This window comes from Caballeronia sp. LP006 (assembly GCF_031450995.1).
Taxonomy (GTDB): Bacteria; Pseudomonadota; Gammaproteobacteria; order Burkholderiales; family Burkholderiaceae; genus Caballeronia.
Genome location: NZ_JARTVW010000004.1, coordinates 315,047 through 339,875, shown reverse-complemented (window position 1 = coordinate 339,875; position 24,829 = coordinate 315,047). Strand labels below are relative to the sequence as shown.

At 60.7% G+C, this 24,829-nt stretch carries 18 protein-coding genes and 1 pseudogene; 9 read left to right on the top strand and 10 right to left on the bottom strand.

Features of this window, described 5'->3' with window-relative positions:
* Positions 1 to 24 precede the first annotated feature (24 nt).
* Positions 25 to 339: pseudogene (locus P9250_RS11670) on the bottom strand (DUF3303 domain-containing protein); the annotation flags it as partial.
* Between the two features lie 532 nt (positions 340 to 871).
* Positions 872 to 1,201, bottom strand: coding sequence for a hypothetical protein (locus tag P9250_RS11665; protein WP_310393121.1), 330 nt, complete (start codon positions 1,199 to 1,201; stop codon positions 872 to 874).
* A gap of 239 nt (positions 1,202 to 1,440) precedes the next feature.
* Between P9250_RS11665 and P9250_RS11660 the strand changes: the two genes are divergently transcribed.
* The 5 genes from P9250_RS11660 to phaP all read left to right on the top strand — a co-directional run bounded on the left by P9250_RS11660 (position 1,441) and on the right by phaP (position 5,811).
* Entirely contained in the window at positions 1,441 to 1,746 is a 306-nt protein-coding gene (locus P9250_RS11660; RefSeq protein ID WP_244828329.1) for an EF-hand domain-containing protein, read from the top strand.
* A 12-nt stretch (positions 1,747 to 1,758) separates the two neighbouring features.
* Positions 1,759 to 2,472 (top strand): response regulator, encoded by a 714-nt coding sequence (locus P9250_RS11655; protein WP_250466845.1) that lies wholly within the window; start codon positions 1,759 to 1,761, stop codon positions 2,470 to 2,472.
* The gene (locus P9250_RS11650; protein WP_310393119.1) at positions 2,469 to 3,803 is read left to right on the top strand and encodes an ATP-binding protein; all 1,335 of its coding nucleotides are present in this window, start codon (positions 2,469 to 2,471) and stop codon (positions 3,801 to 3,803) included. Before P9250_RS11655 ends, P9250_RS11650 begins: the two co-directional genes overlap by 4 nt.
* 724 nt (positions 3,804 to 4,527) lie before the next feature.
* Positions 4,528 to 4,914 carry a DUF3564 family protein gene (locus P9250_RS11645; protein ID WP_310393117.1) on the top strand — a complete coding sequence of 129 codons (387 nt, stop codon included), beginning with the start codon at positions 4,528 to 4,530 and terminating at the stop codon, positions 4,912 to 4,914.
* A 474-nt stretch (positions 4,915 to 5,388) separates the two neighbouring features.
* Entirely contained in the window at positions 5,389 to 5,811 is a 423-nt protein-coding gene (gene phaP, locus P9250_RS11640; RefSeq protein ID WP_244828337.1) for a phasin family protein, read from the top strand.
* Positions 5,812 to 5,862: 51 nt separating this feature from the next.
* On the opposite strand, the gene P9250_RS11635 is transcribed toward phaP, so the two are convergent.
* The gene (locus P9250_RS11635) at positions 5,863 to 8,007 is read right to left on the bottom strand and encodes a protein kinase domain-containing protein (protein WP_310393114.1); all 2,145 of its coding nucleotides are present in this window, start codon (positions 8,005 to 8,007) and stop codon (positions 5,863 to 5,865) included.
* A 618-nt stretch (positions 8,008 to 8,625) separates the two neighbouring features.
* On the opposite strand from P9250_RS11635, the gene P9250_RS11630 reads away from it, so the two are divergent.
* Positions 8,626 to 8,847 carry a hypothetical protein gene (locus P9250_RS11630; RefSeq protein WP_244828340.1) on the top strand — a complete coding sequence of 74 codons (222 nt, stop codon included), beginning with the start codon at positions 8,626 to 8,628 and terminating at the stop codon, positions 8,845 to 8,847.
* 158 nt (positions 8,848 to 9,005) lie between these two features.
* Here the strand turns inward: P9250_RS11630 and P9250_RS11625 are convergent, their stop codons facing one another.
* Positions 9,006 to 13,460, bottom strand: coding sequence for a DEAD/DEAH box helicase (locus P9250_RS11625; protein WP_310393112.1), 4,455 nt, complete (start codon positions 13,458 to 13,460; stop codon positions 9,006 to 9,008).
* Between the two features lie 123 nt (positions 13,461 to 13,583).
* Between P9250_RS11625 and P9250_RS11620 the strand changes: the two genes are divergently transcribed.
* The 3 genes from P9250_RS11620 to P9250_RS11610 all read left to right on the top strand — a co-directional run bounded on the left by P9250_RS11620 (position 13,584) and on the right by P9250_RS11610 (position 18,573).
* Positions 13,584 to 14,882: a hypothetical protein gene (locus tag P9250_RS11620; protein ID WP_310393110.1), complete on the top strand. Its 1,299-nt coding sequence runs from the start codon at positions 13,584 to 13,586 to the stop codon at positions 14,880 to 14,882.
* 180 nt (positions 14,883 to 15,062) lie between these two features.
* Positions 15,063 to 17,462, top strand: a complete 2,400-nt coding sequence (locus tag P9250_RS11615; protein ID WP_310393107.1) for a phosphoketolase family protein — start codon at positions 15,063 to 15,065, stop codon at positions 17,460 to 17,462.
* A gap of 4 nt (positions 17,463 to 17,466) precedes the next feature.
* Positions 17,467 to 18,573 carry an acetate/propionate family kinase gene (locus tag P9250_RS11610; RefSeq protein ID WP_310393105.1) on the top strand — a complete coding sequence of 369 codons (1,107 nt, stop codon included), beginning with the start codon at positions 17,467 to 17,469 and terminating at the stop codon, positions 18,571 to 18,573.
* Positions 18,574 to 18,899: 326 nt separating this feature from the next.
* On the opposite strand, the gene P9250_RS11605 is transcribed toward P9250_RS11610, so the two are convergent.
* The 6 genes from P9250_RS11605 to P9250_RS11580 all read right to left on the bottom strand — a co-directional run bounded on the left by P9250_RS11605 (position 18,900) and on the right by P9250_RS11580 (position 24,568).
* On the bottom strand, positions 18,900 to 20,228 hold the full coding sequence (locus P9250_RS11605) for an MFS transporter (protein ID WP_244828349.1): 1,329 nt from the start codon (positions 20,226 to 20,228) through the stop codon (positions 18,900 to 18,902).
* 75 nt (positions 20,229 to 20,303) lie between these two features.
* Positions 20,304 to 21,236, bottom strand: a complete 933-nt coding sequence (locus P9250_RS11600) for a hydroxymethylglutaryl-CoA lyase (protein ID WP_310393102.1) — start codon at positions 21,234 to 21,236, stop codon at positions 20,304 to 20,306.
* Positions 21,233 to 22,426 carry a CaiB/BaiF CoA-transferase family protein gene (locus P9250_RS11595; protein ID WP_250466830.1) on the bottom strand — a complete coding sequence of 398 codons (1,194 nt, stop codon included), beginning with the start codon at positions 22,424 to 22,426 and terminating at the stop codon, positions 21,233 to 21,235. Before P9250_RS11595 ends, P9250_RS11600 begins: the two co-directional genes overlap by 4 nt.
* A 107-nt stretch (positions 22,427 to 22,533) precedes the next feature.
* The gene (locus tag P9250_RS11590; protein WP_244828354.1) at positions 22,534 to 23,451 is read right to left on the bottom strand and encodes a LysR family transcriptional regulator; all 918 of its coding nucleotides are present in this window, start codon (positions 23,449 to 23,451) and stop codon (positions 22,534 to 22,536) included.
* A gap of 11 nt (positions 23,452 to 23,462) precedes the next feature.
* Positions 23,463 to 23,849 carry a PaaI family thioesterase gene (locus tag P9250_RS11585; RefSeq protein WP_250466828.1) on the bottom strand — a complete coding sequence of 129 codons (387 nt, stop codon included), beginning with the start codon at positions 23,847 to 23,849 and terminating at the stop codon, positions 23,463 to 23,465.
* A 170-nt stretch (positions 23,850 to 24,019) separates the two neighbouring features.
* A complete protein-coding gene (locus P9250_RS11580; RefSeq protein ID WP_310393099.1) occupies positions 24,020 to 24,568 on the bottom strand; it encodes a hypothetical protein in 549 nt (182 codons plus the stop codon).
* Positions 24,569 to 24,829: the final 261 nt, after the last annotated feature.

Genomic DNA, 24,829 nt, shown 5'->3' with positions numbered 1-24,829 from the left:
TAGTCGCCGGCGGTTCGGTTAATTTTAACTAACTAGTACGTTTAATATGTTGATGGATCGTACGAACCGTTGCAAGCCGCGCAAACCCTTATTCTTATGGATCCAATCGATCTCACGTTCGTGCTTTTTCTGACTCCGACAGTGGAGCGATTGTCGCTTCTGGGCCAGCAACCGTCTTGTCAAACGACTAGTCGGTAATCGCCGGCCATAAATCGCCTGAAACGAGCGAGCCCGGTCTTGCGTTTTTTGCCTGAGCCACTGGGAACTGTCGCATTCGCAGATGGCGACACCCCTTACCGAGCCAACTGCGTGCCAGCGCCCCGGCAATCGCACGCCTTGCGGCGGCGAACCGCGTGTTCATAGTAAGCGCTCCTTCGAGGTCATTTGTTTCCGGCAAAATGCCGTCAGTTCACGATAGGTCGCGTATTCGCCCCGACCTCGAGAATGCCAAGACAACGGCAAGAAAATCCGATAGCCGCCTCCGCCAGTAGACGCCCTGACGCTTACATACAGTATAGAAGGCGGCATTTGCAAGCTGTCGATGTGACGTTGCCTTTTGTATGCCGCGACGCCGCATATGGCATGCAAAATCGCATTTGGCGCTCTCGCTTGGAATTTGCGAATTGTGTGTCACACAGTGCGAGACTGCAAAAAACGTCTAGTGCGGCTAATCAGTGCCGGTGCATAACCGCGCGCAGTGAATTTGCCCGTGACCTTCAAACGGTCGGTTCAATGCGTATGCTGCATTCATCGACCAAATGCAGAATGCAAATTGACGCGGCGCACGAGCGGCTCAAGGGAACCAAACGCCACCAAAGCACTTGGCACAGACGAAGTGCAACCGCCCATTGGCATTCAAAATCCAATGCGCCTATCGAACGATGACGACAGGCGGGCGATAAACCGGCGGCGCATAGATCACGCGCGCGGCCGGCGTCACGACATAGGTCGGCGCGGGCGCCGCCACTACGACCGTACGCGGCGGCGGCACCGCGACGGGCGTCACAACCACCGCATGCCCTGGCACGTAATAAGTCGGAGCAGGCGGAGGCGCGTAGTAATAAACCGGGCGCGGCGGTGGCGCGTAAATCACCGCGGGCCCAGCATACGAAACGACGACTGAAGTTCCCGCCCATGCGCTCCCTGCGCAAGTGAGGGCAAGGGCGGCAAGAGCGGAGATACTGAGCAGACGAACTTTCATGGCGATGTCCTTGAGTCTTGAGAGGAAGGCGGCGACCAGCAATGCCGGCCAGCAGAACGATATCGAAGGACCGCGAAAAACGTGAGCGCAAACATGTTTCACTGGATGTCGAGAAAGACTTGCCGGGCGATGCATGACACATCGCGACATGATTCGTCGTTTCCCCGAGATTGCCTTCGCTACGCGGCTCAATAAAATGTCGTCACTGTCTGGCTGCATCGAATTCACGGAGAACCGACATGCAAAAGATTCCACGAGCGTGCGTGGCCGGCATTCTCGGCTTCACAATCGCCACGGCGGTCTTCGCACAAACCGCCACGCAGCCAATGGGCGCAAGTCCGCATATCGAGCAGGTCATGCACGGTCTGCAGACGCGCTTCGCAAGCGCCAACACCACGCACGACGGCAAGCTTACGCGCGCGCAAGCATCGTCCAGCATGCCGATGGTGGCTCGACATTTTGACGAAATCGACACGCAAAAAGCCGGCTACGTGACGCTGCCGCAGATCGAAGCCTTCATGCATCAGCATGCCGCGCAACGCTAACGGAGATGGCCGATGGAAGCACTTCCGAAAATCATCGTGCTCGACGACGAAGCCGAACTGCGCAACATGCTGCAACGTTTCCTCACATCGCAAGGCTTCGAGGTGCGGGTCGTGGAAAACGGCAAGCGGCTCGACCGCTATCTGCAACGCGAACCATACGACCTGCTCGTGCTCGACTGGATGATGGAGCCGGAAGACGGCCTTTCGATATGCCGGCGTCTGCGCACCGAAGGACACACGCTGCCCATTCTCATGCTGACGGCCAAGGGCGATCCGGTGGACAAGGTCGTCGGCCTGGAGACAGGCGCCGACGACTATCTCGCCAAGCCCTTCCTGCCGCAGGAACTGGTGGCGCGCGTGCGAGCGCTGCTGCGCCGTCAGAAGATTGCAGCGGGCGATCCCACGCTCACCTCGCAAGTACTGCGTTTCGGCGAGTTTCGGCTCGATCTCGGCAAGCAGCAGATTACGCGCAGCGGTAATGCATTCGAAATGCATTCCGCGCAGATGCAGTTATTGCATGCACTTGGATCGTCACCGAACCGCGCCGTGAGTCGTGACAACCTCATCGCCCGCACGCGCGGACGCGATCACGATGCACTCGATCGCAGCATCGATGTCCAGGTGCTGCGTCTGCGCCAGCTCATCGAGGAAGATCCGGGCAAGCCGCGTTTCATCAAAACGGTATGGGGCGTCGGCTATATGTTGCTTGCGGACGTGGAAACGTGAGCCTCGCGCCGCGGTCCCTTTTTGCACGCAATATTCTTTTGCTCGTGGCGCTGGTGGCGGTGAGTCAGGTATGCGCGCTCGCCGTGCTGCTCCATTTCATTCAGACGCCGCGCATCGAACGGGCGGCGACCACATTCGCGGCCTACATCGAGACGCTCGATACCCTTCTGAAAGCAAGCCCGCCGCAAGCATCGAATTCCATCGCCGCTTATCTCGAAGTGCGCGCCGCCCTGCCCGAGGACGCGCGCGAGACGCCCGAAGAGTCGCGCTTGCGCTTCTATCGCACGTATCAGCGTCAGACTTTCATCGATAGTTTGCGAGCGCATCTGCCGCCAGACATGCTAGTGCGCTGGGAAAGCGGCGCGACGGCGGCGGATGGCCAGCAGCGCCTCTGGATACGTGCGCATCTGTCCGGCGAGCCACGCTGGGTCGCCCTGCCCGTGCCGGACGCCGCGCACGACGACGGCCTCGCCACGGCCCTGCTGCTTTCGCTCGGACTAGGGGCGCTCGCAATCGCGACCGCGTATTTGATCCAGCGGCATTTGAACCGCCCGCTCGAACACCTCGCCGATGCCGCGCGGCGCCTCTCTGCCGGCGATGAACCCGGCGTCTTGCCGATAGACGGCCCCACCGAGATTGCCCAGGTTAGTCGCGCGTTCAACCAAATGAGCGCCGCCCTGAGCGAAGCGGACGCCACGCGAGCACTGATGCTCGCTGGTATTTCGCATGACATTCGCACCCCGATGACGAAGCTGCGCCTTGCGATGGCGATGTCCTCGGCGAGTGCGGCGGACGCTCACTTCACGGCATCGGCGGAAAGTTATCTGGATCGGATCGACAGCATCCTTCAGCAGTTCATGGACTATGCAGGGAGCGGTGCCAAGGAAGCTCCGGTCGTGGGAGACATAAACGCATTGATCTCGAATCTGGCAGCGGATTTTGCGGGCCTTGGCCACGAGTTCGCGCTTACGCTCGAGCCCATAGAGCCGTTCGCCTTCCGTCCCATCGGCATGATGCGCGTACTGATGAATTTGATGCAGAACGCCATACTCTATGGCGTCGTCGGACTCGAAGTGCGTAGCTGGACCGATACGCGATTGCATGCTGCATGCATTGTGATCGCGGATCGCGGCAAGGGGCTTGACGGTCAGGACCCGGAAGCGCTCAAACAGCCGTTCAAGCGCGGCGGCGGCGAAGCGCAGCCAAAAGGCACGGGATTGGGTCTGGCGATCGTAGAGCGCATCGCTCGGCAGCACGGCGGAACGCTAGTTTTGCGGGCACGCGATGGTGGTGGCGCTGAGGCGTGCATTGTCTTGCCGCTTGGTATTTAGAATTCATGCGCGGCTCAACAGTATTTTGCATTCGTTCCCCGGTGAGCCCATACTGTTCTCGTAAGATGAAACGGTCGCGCAGCAGGACGAAATATCAAACTGCCTGCGGTGCCTATGACTCGCGCCCACATCCCTTGAATCAAAAATCGTCAGCCGGTTGCCATCGACGCTCCAACTTGAAGACGCTATCAATCTGAATAGATGGACCGCGCATATCGTCGACCGAATACCCATAGCGAATCTGAGTTGCTGCAGTGCAATGAGCGTGTTCGGCGTGTAGGTCCGGTGTGGGGCACGCAGGCATGCTGTTGGGGCGCGGGCTGACGAGGTAGTGCATTCATCGACAACGCAAAAATACCGCCATGCCTCCGAAGCGTCAGATTGGCGTACTAAGCTTCACCATCGTGCAGGAGCTGAGGTCGGCATCGCACTTGCTTTAAGTTGACCGCGTTGTTGTGCGCCGCAGCACTCATGGCGTGGAGCCATACAGCACCGACCGATTTGCGATTTCTTTCGGCTTATCGAACCGATCGCCAGTATCGCGCTCGAACCAGACATTGCGCCTAAACCCGCGAGTGTTTAAGTGCGTACCGAATACAAAAATAGCAAAGACACGTATTACAGCGTGGCGCGCGACGCCACCGTTCAAATCGAAGACGCTCATGGCCAGCGCGAATAAGCGCTCGAGCGTCCCGTCCGCCAAATCGATGTAATGGAGGAAGTCATGCGTATCACCGTCAAGCTGGATGGATTCGAAGGCGCTCAATCGGCCGCCTACGCCGTTTTGTGGCTCGACAGAGAATCCAGCCGCTGGTCACGCGAAGGTCACCAATCGATGGACGTGCCCGATTGGGGCGGTCTGACCAAAGGCGCGGGCGACACCGTGATCTGCGGGCAGGATGCGCCGCAACCGATCTGCGTGCTCGAACAACTCGATTTCGACATACCGGGCGGTCCGCCCGAAGGGCTCGCCGGACGCGCGCTCTGGTACACCGATCAATCCGGCGCACAGAGCGAGGGACGCTGGCACGTGCAATGTATCGACCGCGCGCAGATCAAGGCGGAGCACGGCGTATTCGCTGGCGAGGAGGTCAACTGGACCGCGCTCTGAAGCGGGCAGGCACGACATCTCGAAGATAATGGGTTGCCGTTCGGTAGCGGCATGAGCGGCCTGACGAAGATTGCCGTCCAAATCGCAATCGCTATCGCGCGGTAGTTGGAAAACTGCGTGGCGGTCGAAACACCATGCCCGTGCCGCGCCGGCCAACTAAACGAAGACCACGCGGACCGTCGTAACGCCCCCTCGCCTCCGATCCTGGCCGCCAGTCGCGCGGCCTGTCAACTGCCGCTCTATTGCGTGCTCGCTGCGACGCGACGCGCCTTGATTTGCATTAAGCATCCCGACAGTTGGTCGTTTGAATGCAATCGCTCTGGTGTTTTCCCTTGCCCCATTTAGCACGGTTAAATTGGTAGTATCAGGGGCCGGGCCGCGCGTCGAGAAGACGTGGCACACGGCGCACGTTGCCGCGCGATCGAATGGCTCCATGCATGAGAACGCGCTCCACCGAACGACCTGGGAGGCAAGATGAATCAGAAATTCAGCGATCCGTTCAGCCAGTTTGCCGCCATGTTTCAGCAGTATCAGCTTCCCGGTTTCGATGTCACCGCGATCATGGAATCGCGACGCAAAGACGTCGAGGCGCTCGCGGCCACCAATCGCGTTGCGTTCGGCGGCATCGAGGCCTTGCGCGACAAGCAACTTGAAATCTTGCGGCGCACGCTGGGCGATCTGGAGGATATCGCCAAGCAAATGGCATCGTCGGCCGCGAAACCGCCGTTCAACGCCAACGAAGTCGTGCAACGGGCATTGCACAATGCGCTCGCCGATATGCAGGACATCGCCCGCACCACGCAGCAGACGCAGGCCGAAGCCTATGCGCTCGTCACGAAGCGCATGGAGGATGCGTTGCAGGAACTGAAGGCGTCGGTCAACAAACCACAAGCTTGATCGCGCGAGATCAGCTAACGGTCCGGTGAGCCGTCGCTTACGTGGCGACGCTCACTTCTTCGCCTGCGTCGTGATTTGGAACATGTCCACGACGACTTTATCGCGTCCGTATTTGCCGGTGAGCGCCGTAAGACGCTTGTCGAGTGCGCGCAGATATTCGCTCTTCGCTTCGCTGTCCGGGCGGATGTCATCGAAGAGCGGCGCGGGCGTCACGGTCAATACGATCATCTCCGAGCCGAACGGCTTGCCGACGACCCAATCGCCCATCGAGCCGAGTGTGGCCGCGTAGTTTGCAGGCGCCTGGTTGTCGCGGGATCTTTCGGTCGGCAGCAAATGCACCACGCTGCCGTCGAGCATGAAGTAATCGACTGTGACGTAGGACTCGAACGCGGGCGTCATCAGATCGACGATCAGCGGATCGCCTTCGGTCAGGCGCAACTGGTTCGACCGCGTATGGACCGATGCCGGATGTCCCAACTGCCGGTTCGCCGTCCAGTAAGGCGCGAAGACTTTGAGCAGATCGCATTTGTCGTCGACGACTTGCTGCACGCCGAAGTTGGTGGTCTTCACGCCGGGCACGCGTCCAAGCGTGTCCTTCAAACGCGCGAGCCCGTATTTCTCCGATATGAAACCCTGCACATCGACAGTCTGATCGTGAACCGATGCCACGAGCGCCGAACACGGCGCGCTCGCCAGCACCGGCGTGACCGCGGCCATCGTAAGCTGCGGCGCGGCGGCGACGGGAACGGCAGGCGTGATCGCGACCACCGACGCGCTCGCTTGGGGTTCGGCGCTCGACGGTCTTACTGGTTCGACCGGACTTGCGCTCGCGTTCGAGGGTGGCGCTTGTTCGCTGTTTTTTGACTGCTCGAAGAAGTAATAGCCCGCGCCGGCAGCAATCATCGCCGCAACTGCTACGGCTCCGATCGCAATCCTGGGGCCGCCTTCGCGCTTCGGTTTATTGCTTGCGGGCGCAGCGGCAGGCGGTTCGCTAAGCTCATCCAGGAACTGCGTGACGCTCGGCGTTCGCGCCTCGCGTTCGAACGCCAGCGCGCCCTTGAGCGCCTTCCACTGCTTGTTGCCCAGATTCTCGGGCCGCTGCGGCTTCATGTTGGCGCTCTTTGCCTGCAGCGCGGGAACGCGCTCGAACGGATGCTTCCCCGCCAGCAATTCGTACGCTATACAGCCAAGCGCGTAGATATCGTCACGCGGATCGGGCTCGCGATGCTCGAGCATCTCCGGACTTGCATAGGCAGGCGTGAGCGCGCCCAGGCTGCCGGGATCGAAGACCGTGGCCTCGCTTTCGTCCTCGGGGCGCGTGATTGCACGCGAAATGCCAAAGTCGATCACCTTCACTTCCGCCGTATCGGTGAGAAAAACGTTCGGCGGCTTGAAATCGCAATGGACGAAGCCTCGCTCGTGCGCGTACGCAAGCGCGTTCGCCATGCCCTTGAAGATCGGAAACATTTCGGCAAACGGCAGACCCTTGAAGTTCGGGTTCCGAAGCATTCTCGAAAGCGGCTGGCCGGAAAGATATTCCATCGTCAGATAGACGATCGAGCCATCGCGATCGAAATCGTACACGGTCACGATGTTGCGATGCGCGAGTTGCTGCGCCTTGCGCGCCTCGCGCTGCAGTGCGATCAGCGATTTCGGGTTGCCGCGAAATTGAAGATTGAGAACCTTGATCGCCACGTACGGCCGTCGATCCGACGCTTCCAGCTTGCGCAAGTCGAGCGCTTTGTAGACCGTTCCCATCCCGCCGATGCCGAGACATTCCTCCAGCACGAAGCGATTGTTCAGCGTGTCGCCGACACCCTTGACCTGAACGACTTCCGTGAGCACCTGCGTGGCGTGGCCGGACGTCGATGCGCTCGCGTCGCCCGATGCGCGCGGCGGCAAAGGCGCCGGGAAACCCGGCGTGGTCTGCATGCGCGTCTCGTCGCGGCCGGGCGCGAAGCCGGTGCCGAACTCTGTTTCGGGATGAGCGAGCGCCACATGTTCGATGCGGCGTCGAATGGCAACGTAGATATCGGGTGGCAGAGGCCGAGCCGCGTGCTCCTCGTCGAGGATCTCCATGAGCCGCTTGGCCGGAGTTCGTTCGATGGCGAGCGCGCCATCGACCCCGGCAAAGAACTCGTCGCGCGACCCGCCGTCGCCCCGATATGTACGAATCGCTTGCGCAAAGCTTGTCATCTGTGCGACGCGACGCGGCTCCAAATCGACCGACAATTCACTTGTCGTAACAAATACCCAGTAATCGCTTGATACTAGCCTCCGCATGCGCCTTACGCAAATGGCGTTTTCGATGATGCGCGGCATCGCGCACATGTCGTTCGGATACCGACATGTTTGGTTCGGGTGTTGGTTCGGTTGAGTCAGGTACGGGCTTTTGCGTCTTGTTGCGCGCGGTTGGCCAAGCGGCTCGTCGCCGCGTAAAGCACGCTTCACATGGGGTCCGTCGATTCGTTCATGCCAAGGCGTTCGACTGGCATACCTGATGCATGACATGACCGGAAAGGCTACGACGTTGCACTCTCGATCAGGCATGGTGCATTCAGTGAATCACGCATGCATCATACAAACGGCCAAGGGTTTCACCCCTCCGCCGTCTTGCCGCTTGGCACATCCGGTCAGAATGAAACGGTCGCGGCGTCACGAGTAGCCTTGCGTGGCAGCGTCAGACGAAATGCATATACTGAATGCGTTCTGCGTTCGTCGAATGTGCATGCTGCATGCAAGGTAAGTCGACGCGCCGCATCTGACCGGGATCGGCGCGGCTTCAGGCTTCTCACTTTTTTGGAGGACACAGTCATGGCCATCGTCAAAATCAAGGATCTCGCGGACAGCATCGAGTTGGACCGTCAGGCAATGACCGCGATCACGGGCGGCGCACGCAGCGGTGCCCGTCCGCTCTTTCGTATCAGGCCGAAAGCGAACGCAAATCGCGTGGTCGATTATCCAGGCGTGCCGGTGAACGATGTGCCCGCTGAAAAGCCTGGGCCATTCACGACCAAGATCGTGTCGAAGAAGTAGCGTTTGAGGACACGGCGCTTACGTCCGTCGATGTTCGCGGGGTGAACGATTAGCGTGCTGCTTATGCATTGAAGCAAGCAGCAACGCGAGGCACGGTGGTCGTAATACAAAATGCCACCGCGCTGCATCATGCATGCAAAACGCCAGCGAGCGGTGCGTCAACTACGCACCGTCATCCCGATCGTGCCCATCCCGCCGGTCAATGGCGTACCGATCGACCGCCCGCTCCGCTTCACAAGCGCAAGCCTGATACGTTCGCGTGTATCGCCATCGAAATCGCCGAGATATCGCGTCTTACCGGCCACGACCGCCCCAACCGGCAAGCCATCCAGAAACAACACGCGATTGCCCGCAATCGCCGGCACCTTCTCGCCCGGCAGCAACGTGCCCACGAGGTTCAGCGGATCGACCGCGCCAAGCGCGACGAGCGCGCCCTCTTTCGCCCGCCTGCGGACGTCACGCAACAGCGGCACCGCATCCGGCAATGCAAACTGCTCACCCGCGAGGCCTGCAACAAAGCGCCCGCCGCGAATCTCGCCACGCGCTTCGAGCCGATGATAGACACGCAGCAAATCGCGCCACGGCGGCAGCCACTGCGCTTCGCGTTCGAGCAGTCGCCAGAACACGACACCATACCGGCGCAACAGCGCAAGCGCGACGTGCTCGATGTCCGCATCATCGTTGGAATTGGCTCGACGCAAAAGCGCCCAGCGGCCCGCATCGTCCATCCCGCCGATGAAAAGCCCGCCGCGCCGCTGCCGCCGCGCGAACACATTGCGCTTGGCGGCCGGCGCCAGAAGCGCGCGCAAGCCCGCGAAACTGTCCGCGTTGACGAGGCCCAGCGCGACTAGTTCGCCGAGCCCATCTTCGAGTTCCGTGCGCAGGAGCCGTACATCGGCGAGAAGTTCGTCGAAGAACATCGCGCCGTGCGTGCTCAGGGCCTCGAACACGCGTTGCGCGCGCGACGACAACTGCGGCGCTTCGTCGGGGCGCATCAGCGTATTCCATGCCCCCAGATGGCGACGCGGCAGCAGCACGATCGGCGTGCCGCGCACCGGGCCACCCGTCGCGCGCGCACGGCCGGCCGGACGCGTCCATACGATCTTGCCCGCACGGCAAGCCTCGTCGAGCCACATGCCCGAGTAATCGGCGATGCGCGCCGGCAGGATGTCATCCTCCCACGCCACGGCGGGCGCCTCGAAACCTTCGAGCTGTTCGAGCACGCCGAGAAGCGCATCGCGGCCTTCGCCGTGAGAATCCGGCGCGACGCGTTGCCATTCGAACAGGAAACGCATGAAATCCTGCCGCTCCACGGGTTCGATTTCGCGACGCAAACGCCGCACCGTGTAGCGATGAATCCGCGCCAGCAGATGCCGCTCGCACCATTCCTCGTCTTTAGCCGTGGGCGTGAAGCGGCCACGCATCACATAGCCTTCGGCTTCCAGACGCGTCAACGCCGAAGCCACGCTCGACGCAGGCAACGCAAGCGGACGCGCAATTTCCGGCACCGTCAGCGGACCGAATCCCGAAAGCCGCGCGCGGACGATCTCGACGAGCGCGTCGTCTTCAGTCCAGGCATGGTCGAAACCGGGCGGCGGCTGCAGTGCGGGATGCATCGGCGCATGCGTATAGACCGCGCGCAGGCAGGCAAGCCGCTCCACGGCGATCCACAGCGCGTCGTGCTCCGCAATCTGCAAGCGCGTCGCACGCCCGGCGCGTGCGAGCGCGTCGAGCCACGCTGGCCAGCCGTCGCAACGCGCCGCCTCGCCATGCGCGATGCACGCGAGACCGGTCAGCGCTTCGTGCATCTCATCGGCGCTCGTCACCGCGGGCCAGGCTTCCGCGCGCACGCTTTCGATAGCGTCGGCATCGAGCGCGCCGAGATCATCGGTCGATTGCGGATCGGTCCAGCGGCGCGCCAAGACAGCCTGCGTGCGGCGCTCTTCGAGCGGGGCGTCGTCGAGAAAAGCATACGGCCGCGCCGACAAAATCTCGGCGGCAAGCGGCGACGGCGCGGGCAACTCGCGCGTGACGAGCCGCACATCGCCCGTTTCGATACGACGCAAAAGTGCAAGCCAAGCCTCGCTGTCCATCGCTTCGTGCAGACAGTCGTCGAGAGTCTGCTCGACCAGCGGATGCCGCGGAACCTCACGCTCGCCCGCGATGTTTTCCGCGCACGCGACCTGATCCGGGAAAACGGCGGCGAGCAAGTCCTCGCTTCGCATGCGCTGCAACTGCGGTGCGACTTTGCGGCCGCCCGAATAGCGCGGCAAGGCGAGCGCGTTGGTCGCGTTCCAGCGCCAGCGCACGCCGAAAAGCGGTGCGTCGAGCAACGCCTGGATCAGCACATGTTCCGCGCTTGCCGATTTCAGATAACGCCAGACCTCATCGAGCGCGAAGCTGTGGCTGCCCGTGAGCGACAGGACGATGGCATCCTCCGTCGCCGCCGCCTGCAGTTCGAAATTGAAGGTGCGGCAGAAACGCTTGCGCAACGCGAGACCCCACGCGCGATTGACGCGGCTGCCGAACGGCGCGTGAATCACGAGTTGCATGCCGCCGGACTCGTCGAAGAAACGCTCCATGACGAGCGTGTCCTGGGTCGGAAGCACGGTCAGCGCGGCGCGTGCGCGTGCGAGATATTCGACGATCTGACGCGCGGCATCGGCGCCGATGCCTTCGGTTTCATCGGCGAGCCATGCGATGGTGGGAGCTAGCGAGTCGCTAAGTGCGTCTTTCGCGCTGTCGGCGTTGCGCGCGTCCTTCGCCGCGTTCGCGTCAATGGCGCCATGCGCGAGGCTTAAATCCTTCGCGCCCTTGGCCCCGACACCCGCCAACCGCGCATCCACCCCCGCCCGCAACCGCGCGATCGCGAAGGAAAGCTCACTGCTGCGCCCCGGCGCCTCTCCAAGCCAGAACGGAATGTTCGGCGGCTGACCATTCGCGTTCTCCACTCGCACCCGGCCACCTTCGATCCGCATGATCCTGTACGACGTATTACCTAACTGAAAGATGTCTCCAGCCAGACTCTCGACCGCGAAGTCCTCGTTCACCGTGCCGATCTGCAAGCCCTGCGGCTCCAGCAGCACGGCGAAGTCGGCGTTGTCGGGAATCGCGCCGCCGGAAGTCACGGCCGTCAGCTTGCCGCCGCGCCGTCCGCGCAACGTGCGGCTCACCGCATCCCGATGAACATACGACGCGCGCACGCCCTGCCGCCCCGTATAGCCTTCGGCGAGCGTGCGCACCACTTCGTCGAAGCGGGCGCGCTCGAGCGTCGCGTACGGATACGCACGCCCGATCAGCTCGAACAATTCATCCTCGCCCCATTCGCGACAGGCGACCTCCGCCGTGATTTGCTGTGCGAGCACGTCGAGCGGCGCGCGCGGAATGGAAAGCGCGTCGAGTTCGCCACGCCTCACGCAATCGAGCAAGGCCGCGCACTCGATCAGGTCGTCGCGCGAAGTCGGAAAGAGCCGCCCTTTCGGCACGCCGCCGACGTGATGCCCCGAGCGCCCGACGCGCTGCAAGAATGCGCCGATCGATCCTGGCGAGCCGAGTTGGCAGACGAGATCGACATCGCCGATATCGATACCCAATTCCAGCGATGCCGTCGCGATCAACACACGCAATTCGCCGCGCTTCAGGCGCTGTTCGGCGGAAAGCCGCTGCTCGCGCGCAAGGCTGCCGTGATGCGCCGCGACTGCGTCCCGGCCAAGGCGCTCGGTCAGATGCCGCGCCGCGCGCTCGGCCATGCGTCGCGTATTGACGAACACGAGTGTCGTGCGATGCATGCCGGAAAGCTCGGCCAGCCGGTCATAGACGCGCTCCCACATGTCGTTCGACATGATCGCTTCGAGCGGCATCGGCGGTATTTCGAGGGCGAGATCGCGGGCGCGGACGTGACCGACGTCCACGATCTCGCACGGCTTTCCGACGCCCGCGAGAAACTTCGCGACGAGCTCGATCGGCTTTTGCGTCGCCGACAAACCGACGCGCACCGGCCGCGCCGCGCCGCGCGCCTCGCACAACGCATCCAGCCGTTCGAGGCTCAGACTCAGGTGCGAGCCGCGCTTGCTGCCCGCCACGGCATGGATTTCATCGACGATCACCGTGCGCGTGGTCGACAGCATCGCCCGGCCGGAATCGGACGAAAGCAGCACGTAAAGCGATTCAGGCGTCGTCACGAGAATATGCGGCGCGCGCTTTCGCATGGCGCTGCGTTCCTGCTGGGTCGTGTCGCCCGTGCGCACGGCGGCGCGTATCAGCGGCGCGTCGGGGCCAAGCTCGCGCGCAATGCCCGCAAGCGGCTCTTCCAGATTTACGCGAATGTCGTTGGACAAGGCCTTGAGCGGCGACACATACACCACGCGCGTCTCGTCGGGCAGCACTTTGCCGCTTGCCGCGCTTTCCACGCCTTCGCGCACGAGTTCGTCGAGCGCGGCGAGAAAGGCCGTCAGCGTCTTGCCCGAGCCAGTTGGCGCAGCCACGAGCGTGGAACGGCGCGCGTGGATGAGCGGCCACGCGCGCGCCTGCGCGGCGGTCGGCGTTTCGAAATGCGCGCGAAACCAGTTGACGACGGCGGGATGAAAGCCCTTCAGGGCGTCGGTGCGGGTCATGCGGTCATTGTATGAGGGGTTTTGAAACTGCGTTTATCAGGCTTTTTCGGACGAATCCCATGCGAGAAAGGTAGGCTGTCACTGATCCTTACGGCTCCGCGTTTCTGGCCATTTCTACGTCTTATGATCGTCATCAGCCTGCTTTTCGACCATGCGCCTGCCGCGCTTGCCAATCATCGGCGTTATGCGCGCGGGCATGGTTATCGGCACATCGAAATCGATATGTCCGAAATCAGCGGCTGCAGCGACGAAACACGCTGGATCATCAAATACGAAACGCTGCTGCATCAGCTCGGCTTGGCGAATGAGGACGAACTCGTCTTGCTGTTGAACGAGAATGCCGCGATTCTCAGGCCGCTCGCTTTGCCGGAACTCATGCAGGGCCGCGACTGGCTTCTAACCTGCATCGAGTCCGATCTGCCGCAACTCGACATGCAGATTTGGCGCAAGACCGAGCACGTCATGCGTGAGTTGTTCGAGATAGTCACGCGATGCCGCAATGGCGTCGTGCTTCCGAAGGAAGAAGCGCTCCTCTTGCAGGCATTTGCGTATTGTCCGTCGCGTTACCGCGTTGGTGATGTCATGGCTGTCGTGCCCGCCTCCACCAACGTCGAGAGCGTCTGGGCGCACTGGTCTGCTTTCTCGGTCAAGATTTGTGACCAGAAGCATCATCGGCGATTCCGCAATGCGCTCCTCGAACATATCAACGACTGCCAGACGCGCGGCCTGCCACTGCTTTCGCTAAACGACACCGGCATTACCGATACATCCGCCGTCAGTATTCGACAGCCGAATCGGTCGGTCGCGATAGTGACGCTATACACGCCGAACATCGCGATTTACGGCCGTATTGCCGAAGCCAATTTCACGCGATACTGCGAACGCCACGGCTATACACTTTACGTGCACCGCGAAATTCCCGCGCATCTGAACGACGGTAAAACTTCGGGCAATTGGCTCAAGGCGGCCTTACTGCGCGAAACCCTCCCGAATCACGAATGGATTTTCTGGGTCGATGCCGACGTGCTCTTCAAGGACATGAACCGGCCGCTCGAATCCATCATGCACGACAAGGAAGCGGTGTTTGCACGCGATATCGGCTATTGGCGCTTCAATTCCGGCATCATGGGACTCAAGCGCACGCAACGTAATTACGATTCGCTTCATCGCATACTCGAAGCGTGCAATTGCATCGACGACAAATCCACTGTCTACGCAAATAAGGGCGATCAATATTATTTCAACGCCGAATTTGCCGCGCGCCCCGACTTCGACGCAACGCAGGTAGCCAGTCTTATCGACTTCAACACACCCTGGATTTATCAGCGGCCGACGAGCTTCATGGTGCATTACATCGGCATATGGGAAACCCATAAAGCGCTGCTGATGGACTACGATCTCAGGCAATCCGCCCGCGATTAACCTGCCTCTGCATGCTTGCGGACATCATCTGGCGAACCCAAGTATGATGTTCGCGGCATCGCGTCACACTCCCGCACGGCGCTGCAACTAAAGCGCAACAATAAAGCTCGAACATGGCAAGTACACGCGCCAGGCCGTATCCCGACGCTCGATTTCTCACTTCACCGCAAGGAGATGCAATTGAACGACGACGTCCAAGGCAGGACAGCAACCGAGACGCCTCTTTCCACCGACCTCCTGCGTAAGCTCGACGCATATTGGCGAGCCTGCAATTATCTTTCGGTCGGCATGATTTATTTGCGCGCGAATCCGTTGCTGCGCGAACCGCTCAAGCCCGAACACATCAAACGGCGTTTGCTCGGCCACTGGGGCTCGGACCCGGGGCAATCGTTCGTATGGGTGCATTTAAACCGTCTCATCAAGCGCGACGATCTCAACGTCATGTTCGTCTCGGGCCCTGGACACGGCGCGCCCGCCACGCTTTCCAACTCTTACCTCGAAGGCCATTACTCGGAAATCTATCCCGATCGCAGCGCCGATGAACACGGCATGCAGCGGCTTTTTCGCGCCTTCTCTTCGCCGGGCGGCATCGGCTCGCATTGCACGCCAGAAACACCAGGATCGATTCACGAAGGCGGCGAGCTCGGCTATAGCTTGTCGCATTCGTTCGGCGCAGCCTTCGACAATCCCGATCTGATCGTCGCCACGATGGTCGGCGACGGCGAAGCCGAAACCGGACCGCTCGCCACGTCCTGGCATTCGAACAAGTTCCTCAATCCGATAACCGACGGCGCCGTGCTGCCGGTCTTGCATCTGAACGGCTACAAGATCGCCAATCCGACCATCCTTGCGCGCATTCCCCACGAGGAGCTCGAAGCGCTCTTCAAGGGCTACGGCTACACGCCCTATTTCGTCGAGGGCGACGACCCCGACACCATGCATCAGAAGATGGCGGCGACGCTGGAACATTGCATCGGCGAGATTCGCGCAATTCAAGAGCGTGCGCGCGCGAGCAAGGAAAAGGTGGAGCGTCCGCGCTGGCCGATGATCGTGCTGCGTTCGCCGAAAGGCTGGACCGGTCCGAAAGAAGTGGATGGTCACAAGGTCGAAAATTTCTGGCGCTCGCATCAGGTGCCAGTGGCCGATCCGGCGACCAATCGCAAAAATCTGCAGGTACTCGAAACCTGGATGCGCAGTTACAAGCCCGAGGAGTTGTTCGACGAGAACGGCCGGCTGATCGAGCCGCTGCGCGAACTTGCGCCGGAAGGCGCGCGCCGCATCAGCGCGAATCCGCATGCAAACGGCGGCGTGTTGCGGCAATCGCTCGATCTACCCGACATTCGTGATTTTGCATTCGAATTCAAAAGCGCGGCCGGGACGTATCAGTCGCCAACGGCCGTGCTCGCCATTTATCTGCGCGAAGTGATCCGTCGCAACATGACGCGCTTCCGTCTATTCGGTCCGGACGAAACCGCGAGCAATAAACTCGACGGCGTATATGAAGTTTCGGGCAAGCGCTGGCTTGCGCAAACGCTGCCCGAAGATGCAGACGGCGGCTTCCTTTCCGTCGATGGCCGCGTGATGGAGATGCTCTCCGAACACACGCTCGAAGGCTGGTTCGAAGGCTATGTGTTGACCGGTCGCCACGGTCTTTTCGCGACCTACGAAGCCTTCGTGCACGTGATCGACTCCATGTTCAATCAGCACGCAAAGTGGCTCGAAAAAGCAAAGAATGAGATTGCGTGGCGCGCGCCGGTGCCATCGATCAATTTGTTGATCACGTCACTGGTATGGCGGCAGGACCATAACGGCTTCACGCATCAGGATCCTGGCTTTCTCGATGTCGTCACGAACAAAAGCCCGGGTGTCGTGCGAATTTATCTGCCGCCCGACGCGAATTGCCTGTTGAGCGTCGCGGATCATTGTCTGCGCTCGCACGATTACGTGAACGTGATCGTCGCGGACAAGCAGCCGCATCTACAGTATCTGAACATGGAAAATGCCATCGTGCATTGCGCGAAGGGCATTGGCATCTGGGATTGGGCATCGACGGATAAGGGCCACGAGCCCGACGTGGTGATTGCCAGCGCGGGCGATATCGCGACCATGGAAGCGCTCGCTGCCGTCGAAATTTTGAAGGCGCAATGCCCCGATCTGAAGATACGCTTTGTCAATGTCGTCGATCTTTTCAGGCTGATGCCGGATACGGACCATCCGCATGGTCTTTCCGATCGCGACTTCGACTCCATTTTCACGCGTGATAAACCGGTCATCTTCAACTTCCATTCCTATGCGTCGCTCGTGCACAAACTCACGTACAACCGCACGAATCACGACAATCTGCACGTGCATGGTTACTGCGAGCGTGGCAACATCAACACGCCGTTCGAGCTTGCGATCATCAATGGCGTCGATCGCTTCTCGCTTGCCATCGATGTGATCGACCGCGTGGAACGTATCTCCGATACCGCCGCGCATACGAAGGAATGGCTCAAGAATCAGATCATTGAGAGCGTGCAGTATGCCCATGCGGAAGGTATCGACCGCGACGAGATCCGCGAGTGGACATGGAAGGACTGACACCATGACACAGGGCATTCTCGTGTTGAACAGCGGCTCGTCTTCGCTCAAGTTCGGCGTATTCATGGCGAACGACGGCGACGATGAGGCGTGGCTCACGGGCAGCGCGAAGGGCATCGGCCGCGACAACGGTTCCTTGACGATGCGTTCTTCCGACAAGCAGATCGATGTCGCGCAGGACCATCTGATGGAGTCGCAGCACGACGCGTTGCAGCGTGTCGCCGATGCCCTGCGCGAGCATATGCGCGAACCGCTTGCAGCGGTCGGGCATCGCGTGGTGCATGGCGGGCCGGATGTGCGGGAGCATCGCGAGATTACACCCGCGCTCAAGGACACGTTGCGCGACGCCGTGCCGTTTGCGCCGCTACATCTACCGCAATCGCTTGCCCTCATCGACGAAGCGCAGGGCATCTTCACTGGCATACCGCATTTTGCATGCTTCGATACGGTATTCCATCGCACGATGCCGGAGCGCGCGACGCGTTATGCGTTACCGCGAGAGTTTGCCGAGCGTGGTGTCATGCGTTATGGATTCCACGGGCTGTCGTATGAATCCATCGTCAACGCGCTTGGCGCGAAGCTGAAGCCGCGCACGGTCATCGCGCATCTTGGCAGCGGCTCAAGCCTGTGCGCGTTGCAGAATGGCCATTCAATCGATACGTCGATGGGGATGACGCCCACCGGCGGCATTCCGATGGCGACGCGCAGCGGCGACCTCGATCCCGGTGTGCTGATTCATCTCTTGCGCCAGCAATCGCTCGACGCGGATGCGCTGGAGACGCTCGTGAATCGGCAAAGCGGTCTCAAAGCGTTATCGCAATCGGACGACGATATGCAAACGCTGATCGAACGCCGCGATCACGGCGATGCGAACGCAACGCTTGCCATCGACGTGTTTTGCACGGCGATACGGAAGACTATCGGCGGGTATGCGGCTTTGCTCGGCGGGCTGGATGAGATCGTGTTCAGCGGAGGAATTGGCGAGCATAGCGAGGCGGTTCGTGCGCAGGTTCTCGATGGGCTTTCGTTTCTTGGGGCTTCGCATCGGGTGGTGGAGACCGAGGAGGAACGGCAGATTGCAAGGCATTGTCGGCGGTTGCTTGATGCGTGACTGGTTGCATTTTGCATGCAGTGTGCCGTCGGATGGTCGGCGGCATTTTGCATGCAGAGTGCAGCGGACAAGACGTAGATCTTTACGTTGCGTGCACTCGTACAAGCAACGCAACGCGCTAACCACGATCCTATTGCACGCCGAGTTTCTTTGACTTTTGCATGCAAAAGGCTGCACAACGTGAAAGCACCAAGCGTGAAGAACGGCCACGTGTCGACAAATCCCATTCTGCATTCAACGTACCGAATGCAGCATGCAATAGGCAAAGCGCCCGGTGAACAACCATCGCCGGGCGCTTCTTCAACCTTCCTCGGACCACCTTGGTCCTATTTCTCCGAATGATCCCTTTGCCGCAACGACTGCGGCAGCCCATACAAGAGCAGCAGCGCGCAAATCAGGCTCATCGCACCGATGGCATACAGCGCAGGCGTCGTGCTGCCGGTGACATCACGAATACGTCCGACCATCACCGGACTCACGATGCCTCCAAGCTGTCCAAGCGTATTGATAAGCGCGATCCCGCCCGCCGCGCCAGCTCCCGTCAATAGCTTGGGCGGCAACGCCCAGAACGCCGGAATCGATGCAATCACGCCCGCACCCATCACACCGAGCGCGGCGATCAACAACGCCGTCTGCTTGTCGAACACGCCGGCCGCGAAGAAGCCTGCAGCCGCCATCAGAAGCAATACACAAACGAACTTGCGCCGCTCGCCGGAGCGATCCGACATGCGCCCTACCACGACCATGCAGATCGCCCCGCAGATATAAGGCACCGCCGTCAACAGACCGATGATCGTCGGATTCTCCGTCCCGGCGGCGCGAATCAAATGCGGCGCCCAGAAGTTGAGACCGTACGATCCGACTTGAATCAGAAAGTAGATCAGTCCGAGCATCAGAAAACCGGGTGTCTTGATCGCGCCGAAGAGCGAGTGCCCGGAGTCCGTGTGTTGGCTCTGCGTCGCAATTTGGCTTTTCAGGTAAGTCTTCTCGGCGCCCGTGAGCCACGCGGCATCGTCGATACGATCTTTCAGCACCTTCAAAACGAGGATGCCAAGCAGCACGCAAGGCAGGCCGCCAAGCAGAAAGAGCCAATGCCATCCGGCGATACCGAACACGCCGTTCATATGCCCCAGCACGAGCCCGGACAACGGGGCGCCAAACAAACCCGAGAACGCCGATGCAAGAAACAGCAGCGACGTGATACGTCCGCGATAGCTCGCCGGAAACCACAGCGTCAGGTAGTAAAGCACGCCTGGCGCAAAGCCCGCTTCCATCGCGCCGATGATGAAGCGCAAGCCATAGAACTGCCACTCGGTCTGCACGAAAACCATCAGCGCCGTTGCGATACCCCATGAAATCATGATGCGCGCTATCCATCGACGCGCACCGACTTTGTAGAGCAGCAAGTTGCTCGGCACTTCGAAAAGCACATAGCCGATCACGAAGAGACTCGCGCCGAGACCGTAGGCGGTATCGGAGAAACCCAACGTGCTTTGCAGTTGAAACTTCGCGAAGCTGATATTGATGCGGTCGAAGAACGCGAACAGATAACACAGCATGATGAGCGGCATGAGACGCCATGCCACCTTGCGGATGATGTCCGCGGTATTGCCTAGCGCTTGCTCACGCGGCGCACCTACGCTCAAGTCACTCATGTTTGTCTCCTTGCTCGAAGCAAAGTGGCCGGATTGTTTTGTGATATCCGGTCGTATGGTTTGTCGTCGATGATTTCAGATTGCGCGCACGTAATCGGGAACCGGATGCAGGTCGCAGTTGCGTCCTGCCTTCGCGACTTGTCCCGGCACGTCATGGCCGACGAGCGCAGGCAAAGTGCGTGACAACGTGATGAGCTTCTGCAAATCGACGCCTGTGGGTATGCCCATCTCGTCGCACATGTTCACGAGGTCTTCGCTACAGATGTTTCCCGATGCACCCGGCGCAAATGGACAGCCACCCAGGCCGCCGAGCGCGGCATCGAACCGGCGTGCGCCTGCGTTGTATGCGGCGAGTACGTTGGCAAGGCCTAGCCCTCGCGTATTATGAAAATGCAACGTCAACGCACTGGCCGGCACTTGCTCCAGCACGCGCGTAACGAGCCGCGCGACCTGTCGCGGATTCGCCATGCCCGTCGTATCGGCAAGCGTGATGCCATCGATACCCAACTCGCGATATGCCCGCACGATCGACACCACGCGGTCTTCATCGATATGCCCTTCGAACGGACAGCCGAACGCGGTGGCAACCGTTGCATTGAGCATGGCCTTCGTACCTTGCGCGAGCGCGACGATATCCCCGAAGCCCTCAAGCGATGCCTCGCAACTCATGCGCATGTTGGCGCGATTGTGCGTCTGGCTTGCAGACATCACCAGGTTCAGTTCGTCGGCGTTCGCATCGAGCGCACGCTGCGCGCCCTTCACGTTCGGCACCAGCGCGACATAGATCACGCCTTCTTGACGCTCGATGCCCTTGAACACGGCCTCGCCATCACGCAACGCAGGAATGGCTTTCGGCGATACAAACGAGCCCGCTTCGATGCGCGTGAAGCCGCACGCCGAGAGACCATCGATCAATGCAATCTTGTCGGCAGTCTCGACCCATTTCGATTCGATCTGCAAGCCGTCGCGCGGCGCGACTTCCTGAACGAGCAAACGATCATCGTTCATTGAACCGCTCCTTCGGCACGAAGCCTTTGCACTTCGCTTGCATCGAAGCCGAGCGATTCCAGCACCGATTGCGTATGTTCGCCAAGCGTCGGTCCTTGCCAGCGCACTTCGCCTGGCGTATCCGACAGTTTCGGCACGATTCCCGGCATCTTCACCGATGCACCGCCCGGCAAGTCGGCCTGCAGCAACATATCGCGCGCCTGGTAATGCGCATCGTCGATGATGTCCGCAACGGAATAGATGCGTCCCGCAGGGACTTCCGCAACGGCGAGTGTGTCGAGCACATCGTCCATTGCATGATGCGTGGTCCACGCCGTGATGGCTTCGTCGAGCATCGCACTCTGCCGCACACGACCATCGTTGTGCGCGAGCGCGGGATCGTCGGCGAGATCGGGGCGGTCTATCACGTTCATCAGACGCTTGTAGATCGGGTCGCTGTTGCCTGCGATCACGACGAAGCCGCCGTCCTCGGTCCGATAGGTGTTCGATGGCGCGATTCCCGGCAGCGCGCCGCCGCTGCGCTCGCGTACATGCCCGAGCAAATCGTATTCGGGTACGAGGCTCTCCATCAGGTTGAAAACACTTTCCACGAGCGAGACATCGACCACCTGACCGTCGCCTTGTCCGGTCTTGACGCGCAACAGGGACATCAACGCGCCGATCACGCCATGCAGCGACGCGAGTGAGTCGCCAAGACTGACACCGACGCGCGCGGGCAGGCCATCGGCATCGCCGGTTGTATACCGAATGCCACCCATCGCTTCGCCGATTGCACCGAAGCCCGGCCGGTCACGATACGGGCCCGTCTGACCGTAGCCGGAAATGCGTACCATCGTGAGCTTCGGGTTGATTGCATGCAAAACGTCCCAGCCAAGGCCAAGCTTTTCGAGCGCGCCCGGCCGCATATTTTCGATGACGACGTCCGCATCCGCCGCAAGACGCTTGATGACGTCCGCGCCTTCCGGCGACTTGAGATTCACGCACACGGATTTCTTGTTGCGCGACTGTAGATACCACCAGAGTGACGTGCCTTCATGAAGCTTGCGCCATTTGCGCAACGGATCGCCGCCGTTGGGGGTTTCTATCTTGATGACTTCGGCGCCGAATTCGGCCAGCATGCGCGCCGCGAAAGGCGCCGCGATGAGGGTGCCGATCTCGATGACGCGAATGCCCTTGAGGGGTCCGCTCATGGTGCTTGTCTCCATTTATGATTTGCTTGAGACAAGCTTATTGGCGAACGCTCGACCGCGTCCAACCGCATTTTGGCAAGCATCGTTCGCGAATGACGAACGCTCGCTTATGTGCCCGCTTCCACCGATCGCAAATGATCGAACAAAAGACGGCTCACTGGCGACAAGGCGCCCGTATCGCGCACGACGATCACGAGGCTGCGCGCGGCCCACTCCTCGTCGAGCGCGACGGCAGCGAGTCCAAGCTGTCGCCCCATCGCCTCGAACACGCGATGCGGCAACACGCCCACGCCCATGCCCGCCTGAACCATGCGGCAAACGGCATCGAAGCCCGGCACATGAATGCGCAGCCGCAACGCCTTGCCAGCTTGCCGCGCGGCCAGATGCGTGCGCATATTGATGGAACTGGCCGAATGCAGGCCAATATGGTCGAAGTCGAGCGTATCGGCGAAAGTGACGTGCTCGCGTTGGCTCAGCGGATGATCGCCCGGCGTCACGATCACGAGACGGTCATGGCGGTAATGCGTGGATTGAAGTCCGCGCGTGTCGGCATCGCCCGAGCAAATGCCGAGATCGACGAGACTATCCAGCACGCCTTCCACGATGCCGCCGCTCGGCCGCTCCTCCAAATCGATCTTGATCTGATCGTGCACGGTGATGAACGCGCGCAAATCTTCCGGAAGGAATTCGACGATGGCGGAAAGATTCGCCATCATCCGCACATACCCGCGCACGCCGCTCGCATGTTCCGCCAGTTCGATGCCGATATTCTCGACATCGCGCAACACGCGGCGCGCATGGTGCAGAAGCGTTTCGCCCGCGGGCGTGAGCTCCATTCCACGCGCCTTGCGCTCGAACAACACGGCGCCGACCGCTTGCTCGAGTTCCAGCAACCGCTTGCTCGCCGCCGATACCGCGATCGCTTCACGTTCCGCCGCGCGTGTGAGCGTGCCTTCCTCGAAAACCGCGAGAAAGAGTTGCAGCGTGGTGAGGTCGAGGCGCCGGAGCAGGTTGCGAGAGGTCATGGCATGGTGCTTCAGCGCGCGTACTTGAATGTGCCTTGCGCGCTCGCAATCATCACGCGCTCGTCTATCCACGCTTCGCCGCGCGCAAAGTAAACCGAGCGTCCCTGTCGCTCAAGGAATCCTTTGGCGACCACCTTGTCGCCAATACCTCGATCCAGATAGTTGACCGTGAGCGAAAGCGTGAACCCGTGGATGGGCGTGGAACCGCTCGTGAAAAGACCCGCGTAACCGCAGGCGGCGTCGAGCAAGGTAGCGATCGCGCCGCCCTGAAGAATACGTTGACGGTTCAAATGCCCCGCGTGAATTGGCATATTGAATTCTGCATACCCGGCGCGCCATGCCGTAAGGGTCGCGCCAAGCGCTTCGAGAAACGGATTGTCCAGATCCAGGTTCGCCACGTTTGCGGATCTCCTTGCATCGTCGATGCTTGCGGGTGCTGCGCGGATTTGGAATATTGCATGCGATTGTGCCATCGGGGCGCGCAACGTGCCGCCACGTTGGGTTTCTCGCGCACATCAAAAAACCCGCGCGAGGCGGGTTTTGAAGAGGTCGTTCAAGTCTTAGGCCTTCATTTGGTCGGCGCAACTGCGCGCAAAGCGTCGATTCGGCTGACGAGCTTGAGATACCACGCGAGCATGGCAAAAGTCGCGAGCTTTGCCAAAGACTCGACGCTGGATAAGAACGCCAGCCATGGCGCGTGAATGAATTCGGCAGGCAAGTCAGGCACGATGGCCAGCACGCTCGTCAAGCATACAAAGAGCAGCAGATAGCGCGCCGACTTGCGTCCGGCAAGCGCAAAGGCTGCGATAGCGCCGAGCATCGCCTTCGAAAAGATGACGCCGGCAATCTCCTCCGTGGTGCTGTTGGCGTCGATTTCCCAAGGCGCCTCGAATATCGACCATGCAACGACCACGCACGCCGACGCCGCAACCGCACGGCGCAGACGATCCGCGTCCGCCACGAGATCTTGAAGCGAGCGCTTGCCTGACGGCGGTTCGAACGGTGGCGTGACAGGCAGCTCGAACGCGACCGGCGGCAAGTCGGCTGGTCTGTCGCGCATGCGCGGGGCGGGCGGCGACATCAGTTCCAGTGGCCCGGGATCGTCACCGCCGCTCATGACACGCTCGCAAAACATGCGGTTGCCGAGCGGTCAAATCTTGCCGCTCCCCGATATCTTTCATTGGAATTCTCCATTCACAAGCGTCAGCGTAGGCGATCAAAAAAACTCGCTCCACGTTCTCACGCGACGCCACATTGCCAAAATGCGTCAGCCGCGTTTTTTTAGCTTGCAATGGAAATAATTTTCCAGCGCCGATTGATGCGCGTGAATCGTGGAAGCTTAATGACCTGAAGCGATCATAAGCAAAATCCTTTTCTC

What these genes read in the sequence shown, in the direction of transcription:
- P9250_RS11645 (WP_310393117.1), top strand. Translation starts at nt 4,528, where the DNA reads ATGCGTATCACCGTCAAGCTGGATGGATTCGAAGGCGCTCAATCGGCC.
- P9250_RS11620 (WP_310393110.1), top strand. Translation starts at nt 13,584, where the DNA reads ATGATCGTCATCAGCCTGCTTTTCGACCATGCGCCTGCCGCGCTTGCC.
- P9250_RS11630 (WP_244828340.1), top strand. Translation starts at nt 8,626, where the DNA reads ATGGCCATCGTCAAAATCAAGGATCTCGCGGACAGCATCGAGTTGGAC.
- P9250_RS11660 (WP_244828329.1), top strand. Translation starts at nt 1,441, where the DNA reads ATGCAAAAGATTCCACGAGCGTGCGTGGCCGGCATTCTCGGCTTCACA.
- P9250_RS11590 (WP_244828354.1), bottom strand. Translation starts at nt 23,451, where the DNA reads ATGACCTCTCGCAACCTGCTCCGGCGCCTCGACCTCACCACGCTGCAA.
- P9250_RS11580 (WP_310393099.1), bottom strand. Translation starts at nt 24,568, where the DNA reads ATGAGCGGCGGTGACGATCCCGGGCCACTGGAACTGATGTCGCCGCCC.
- P9250_RS11625 (WP_310393112.1), bottom strand. Translation starts at nt 13,460, where the DNA reads ATGACCCGCACCGACGCCCTGAAGGGCTTTCATCCCGCCGTCGTCAAC.
- phaP (WP_244828337.1), top strand. Translation starts at nt 5,389, where the DNA reads ATGAATCAGAAATTCAGCGATCCGTTCAGCCAGTTTGCCGCCATGTTT.
- P9250_RS11635 (WP_310393114.1), bottom strand. Translation starts at nt 8,007, where the DNA reads ATGACAAGCTTTGCGCAAGCGATTCGTACATATCGGGGCGACGGCGGG.
- P9250_RS11610 (WP_310393105.1), top strand. Translation starts at nt 17,467, where the DNA reads ATGACACAGGGCATTCTCGTGTTGAACAGCGGCTCGTCTTCGCTCAAG.
- P9250_RS11665 (WP_310393121.1), bottom strand. Translation starts at nt 1,201, where the DNA reads ATGAAAGTTCGTCTGCTCAGTATCTCCGCTCTTGCCGCCCTTGCCCTC.
- P9250_RS11600 (WP_310393102.1), bottom strand. Translation starts at nt 21,236, where the DNA reads ATGAACGATGATCGTTTGCTCGTTCAGGAAGTCGCGCCGCGCGACGGC.
- P9250_RS11605 (WP_244828349.1), bottom strand. Translation starts at nt 20,228, where the DNA reads ATGAGTGACTTGAGCGTAGGTGCGCCGCGTGAGCAAGCGCTAGGCAAT.
- P9250_RS11655 (WP_250466845.1), top strand. Translation starts at nt 1,759, where the DNA reads ATGGAAGCACTTCCGAAAATCATCGTGCTCGACGACGAAGCCGAACTG.
- P9250_RS11595 (WP_250466830.1), bottom strand. Translation starts at nt 22,426, where the DNA reads ATGAGCGGACCCCTCAAGGGCATTCGCGTCATCGAGATCGGCACCCTC.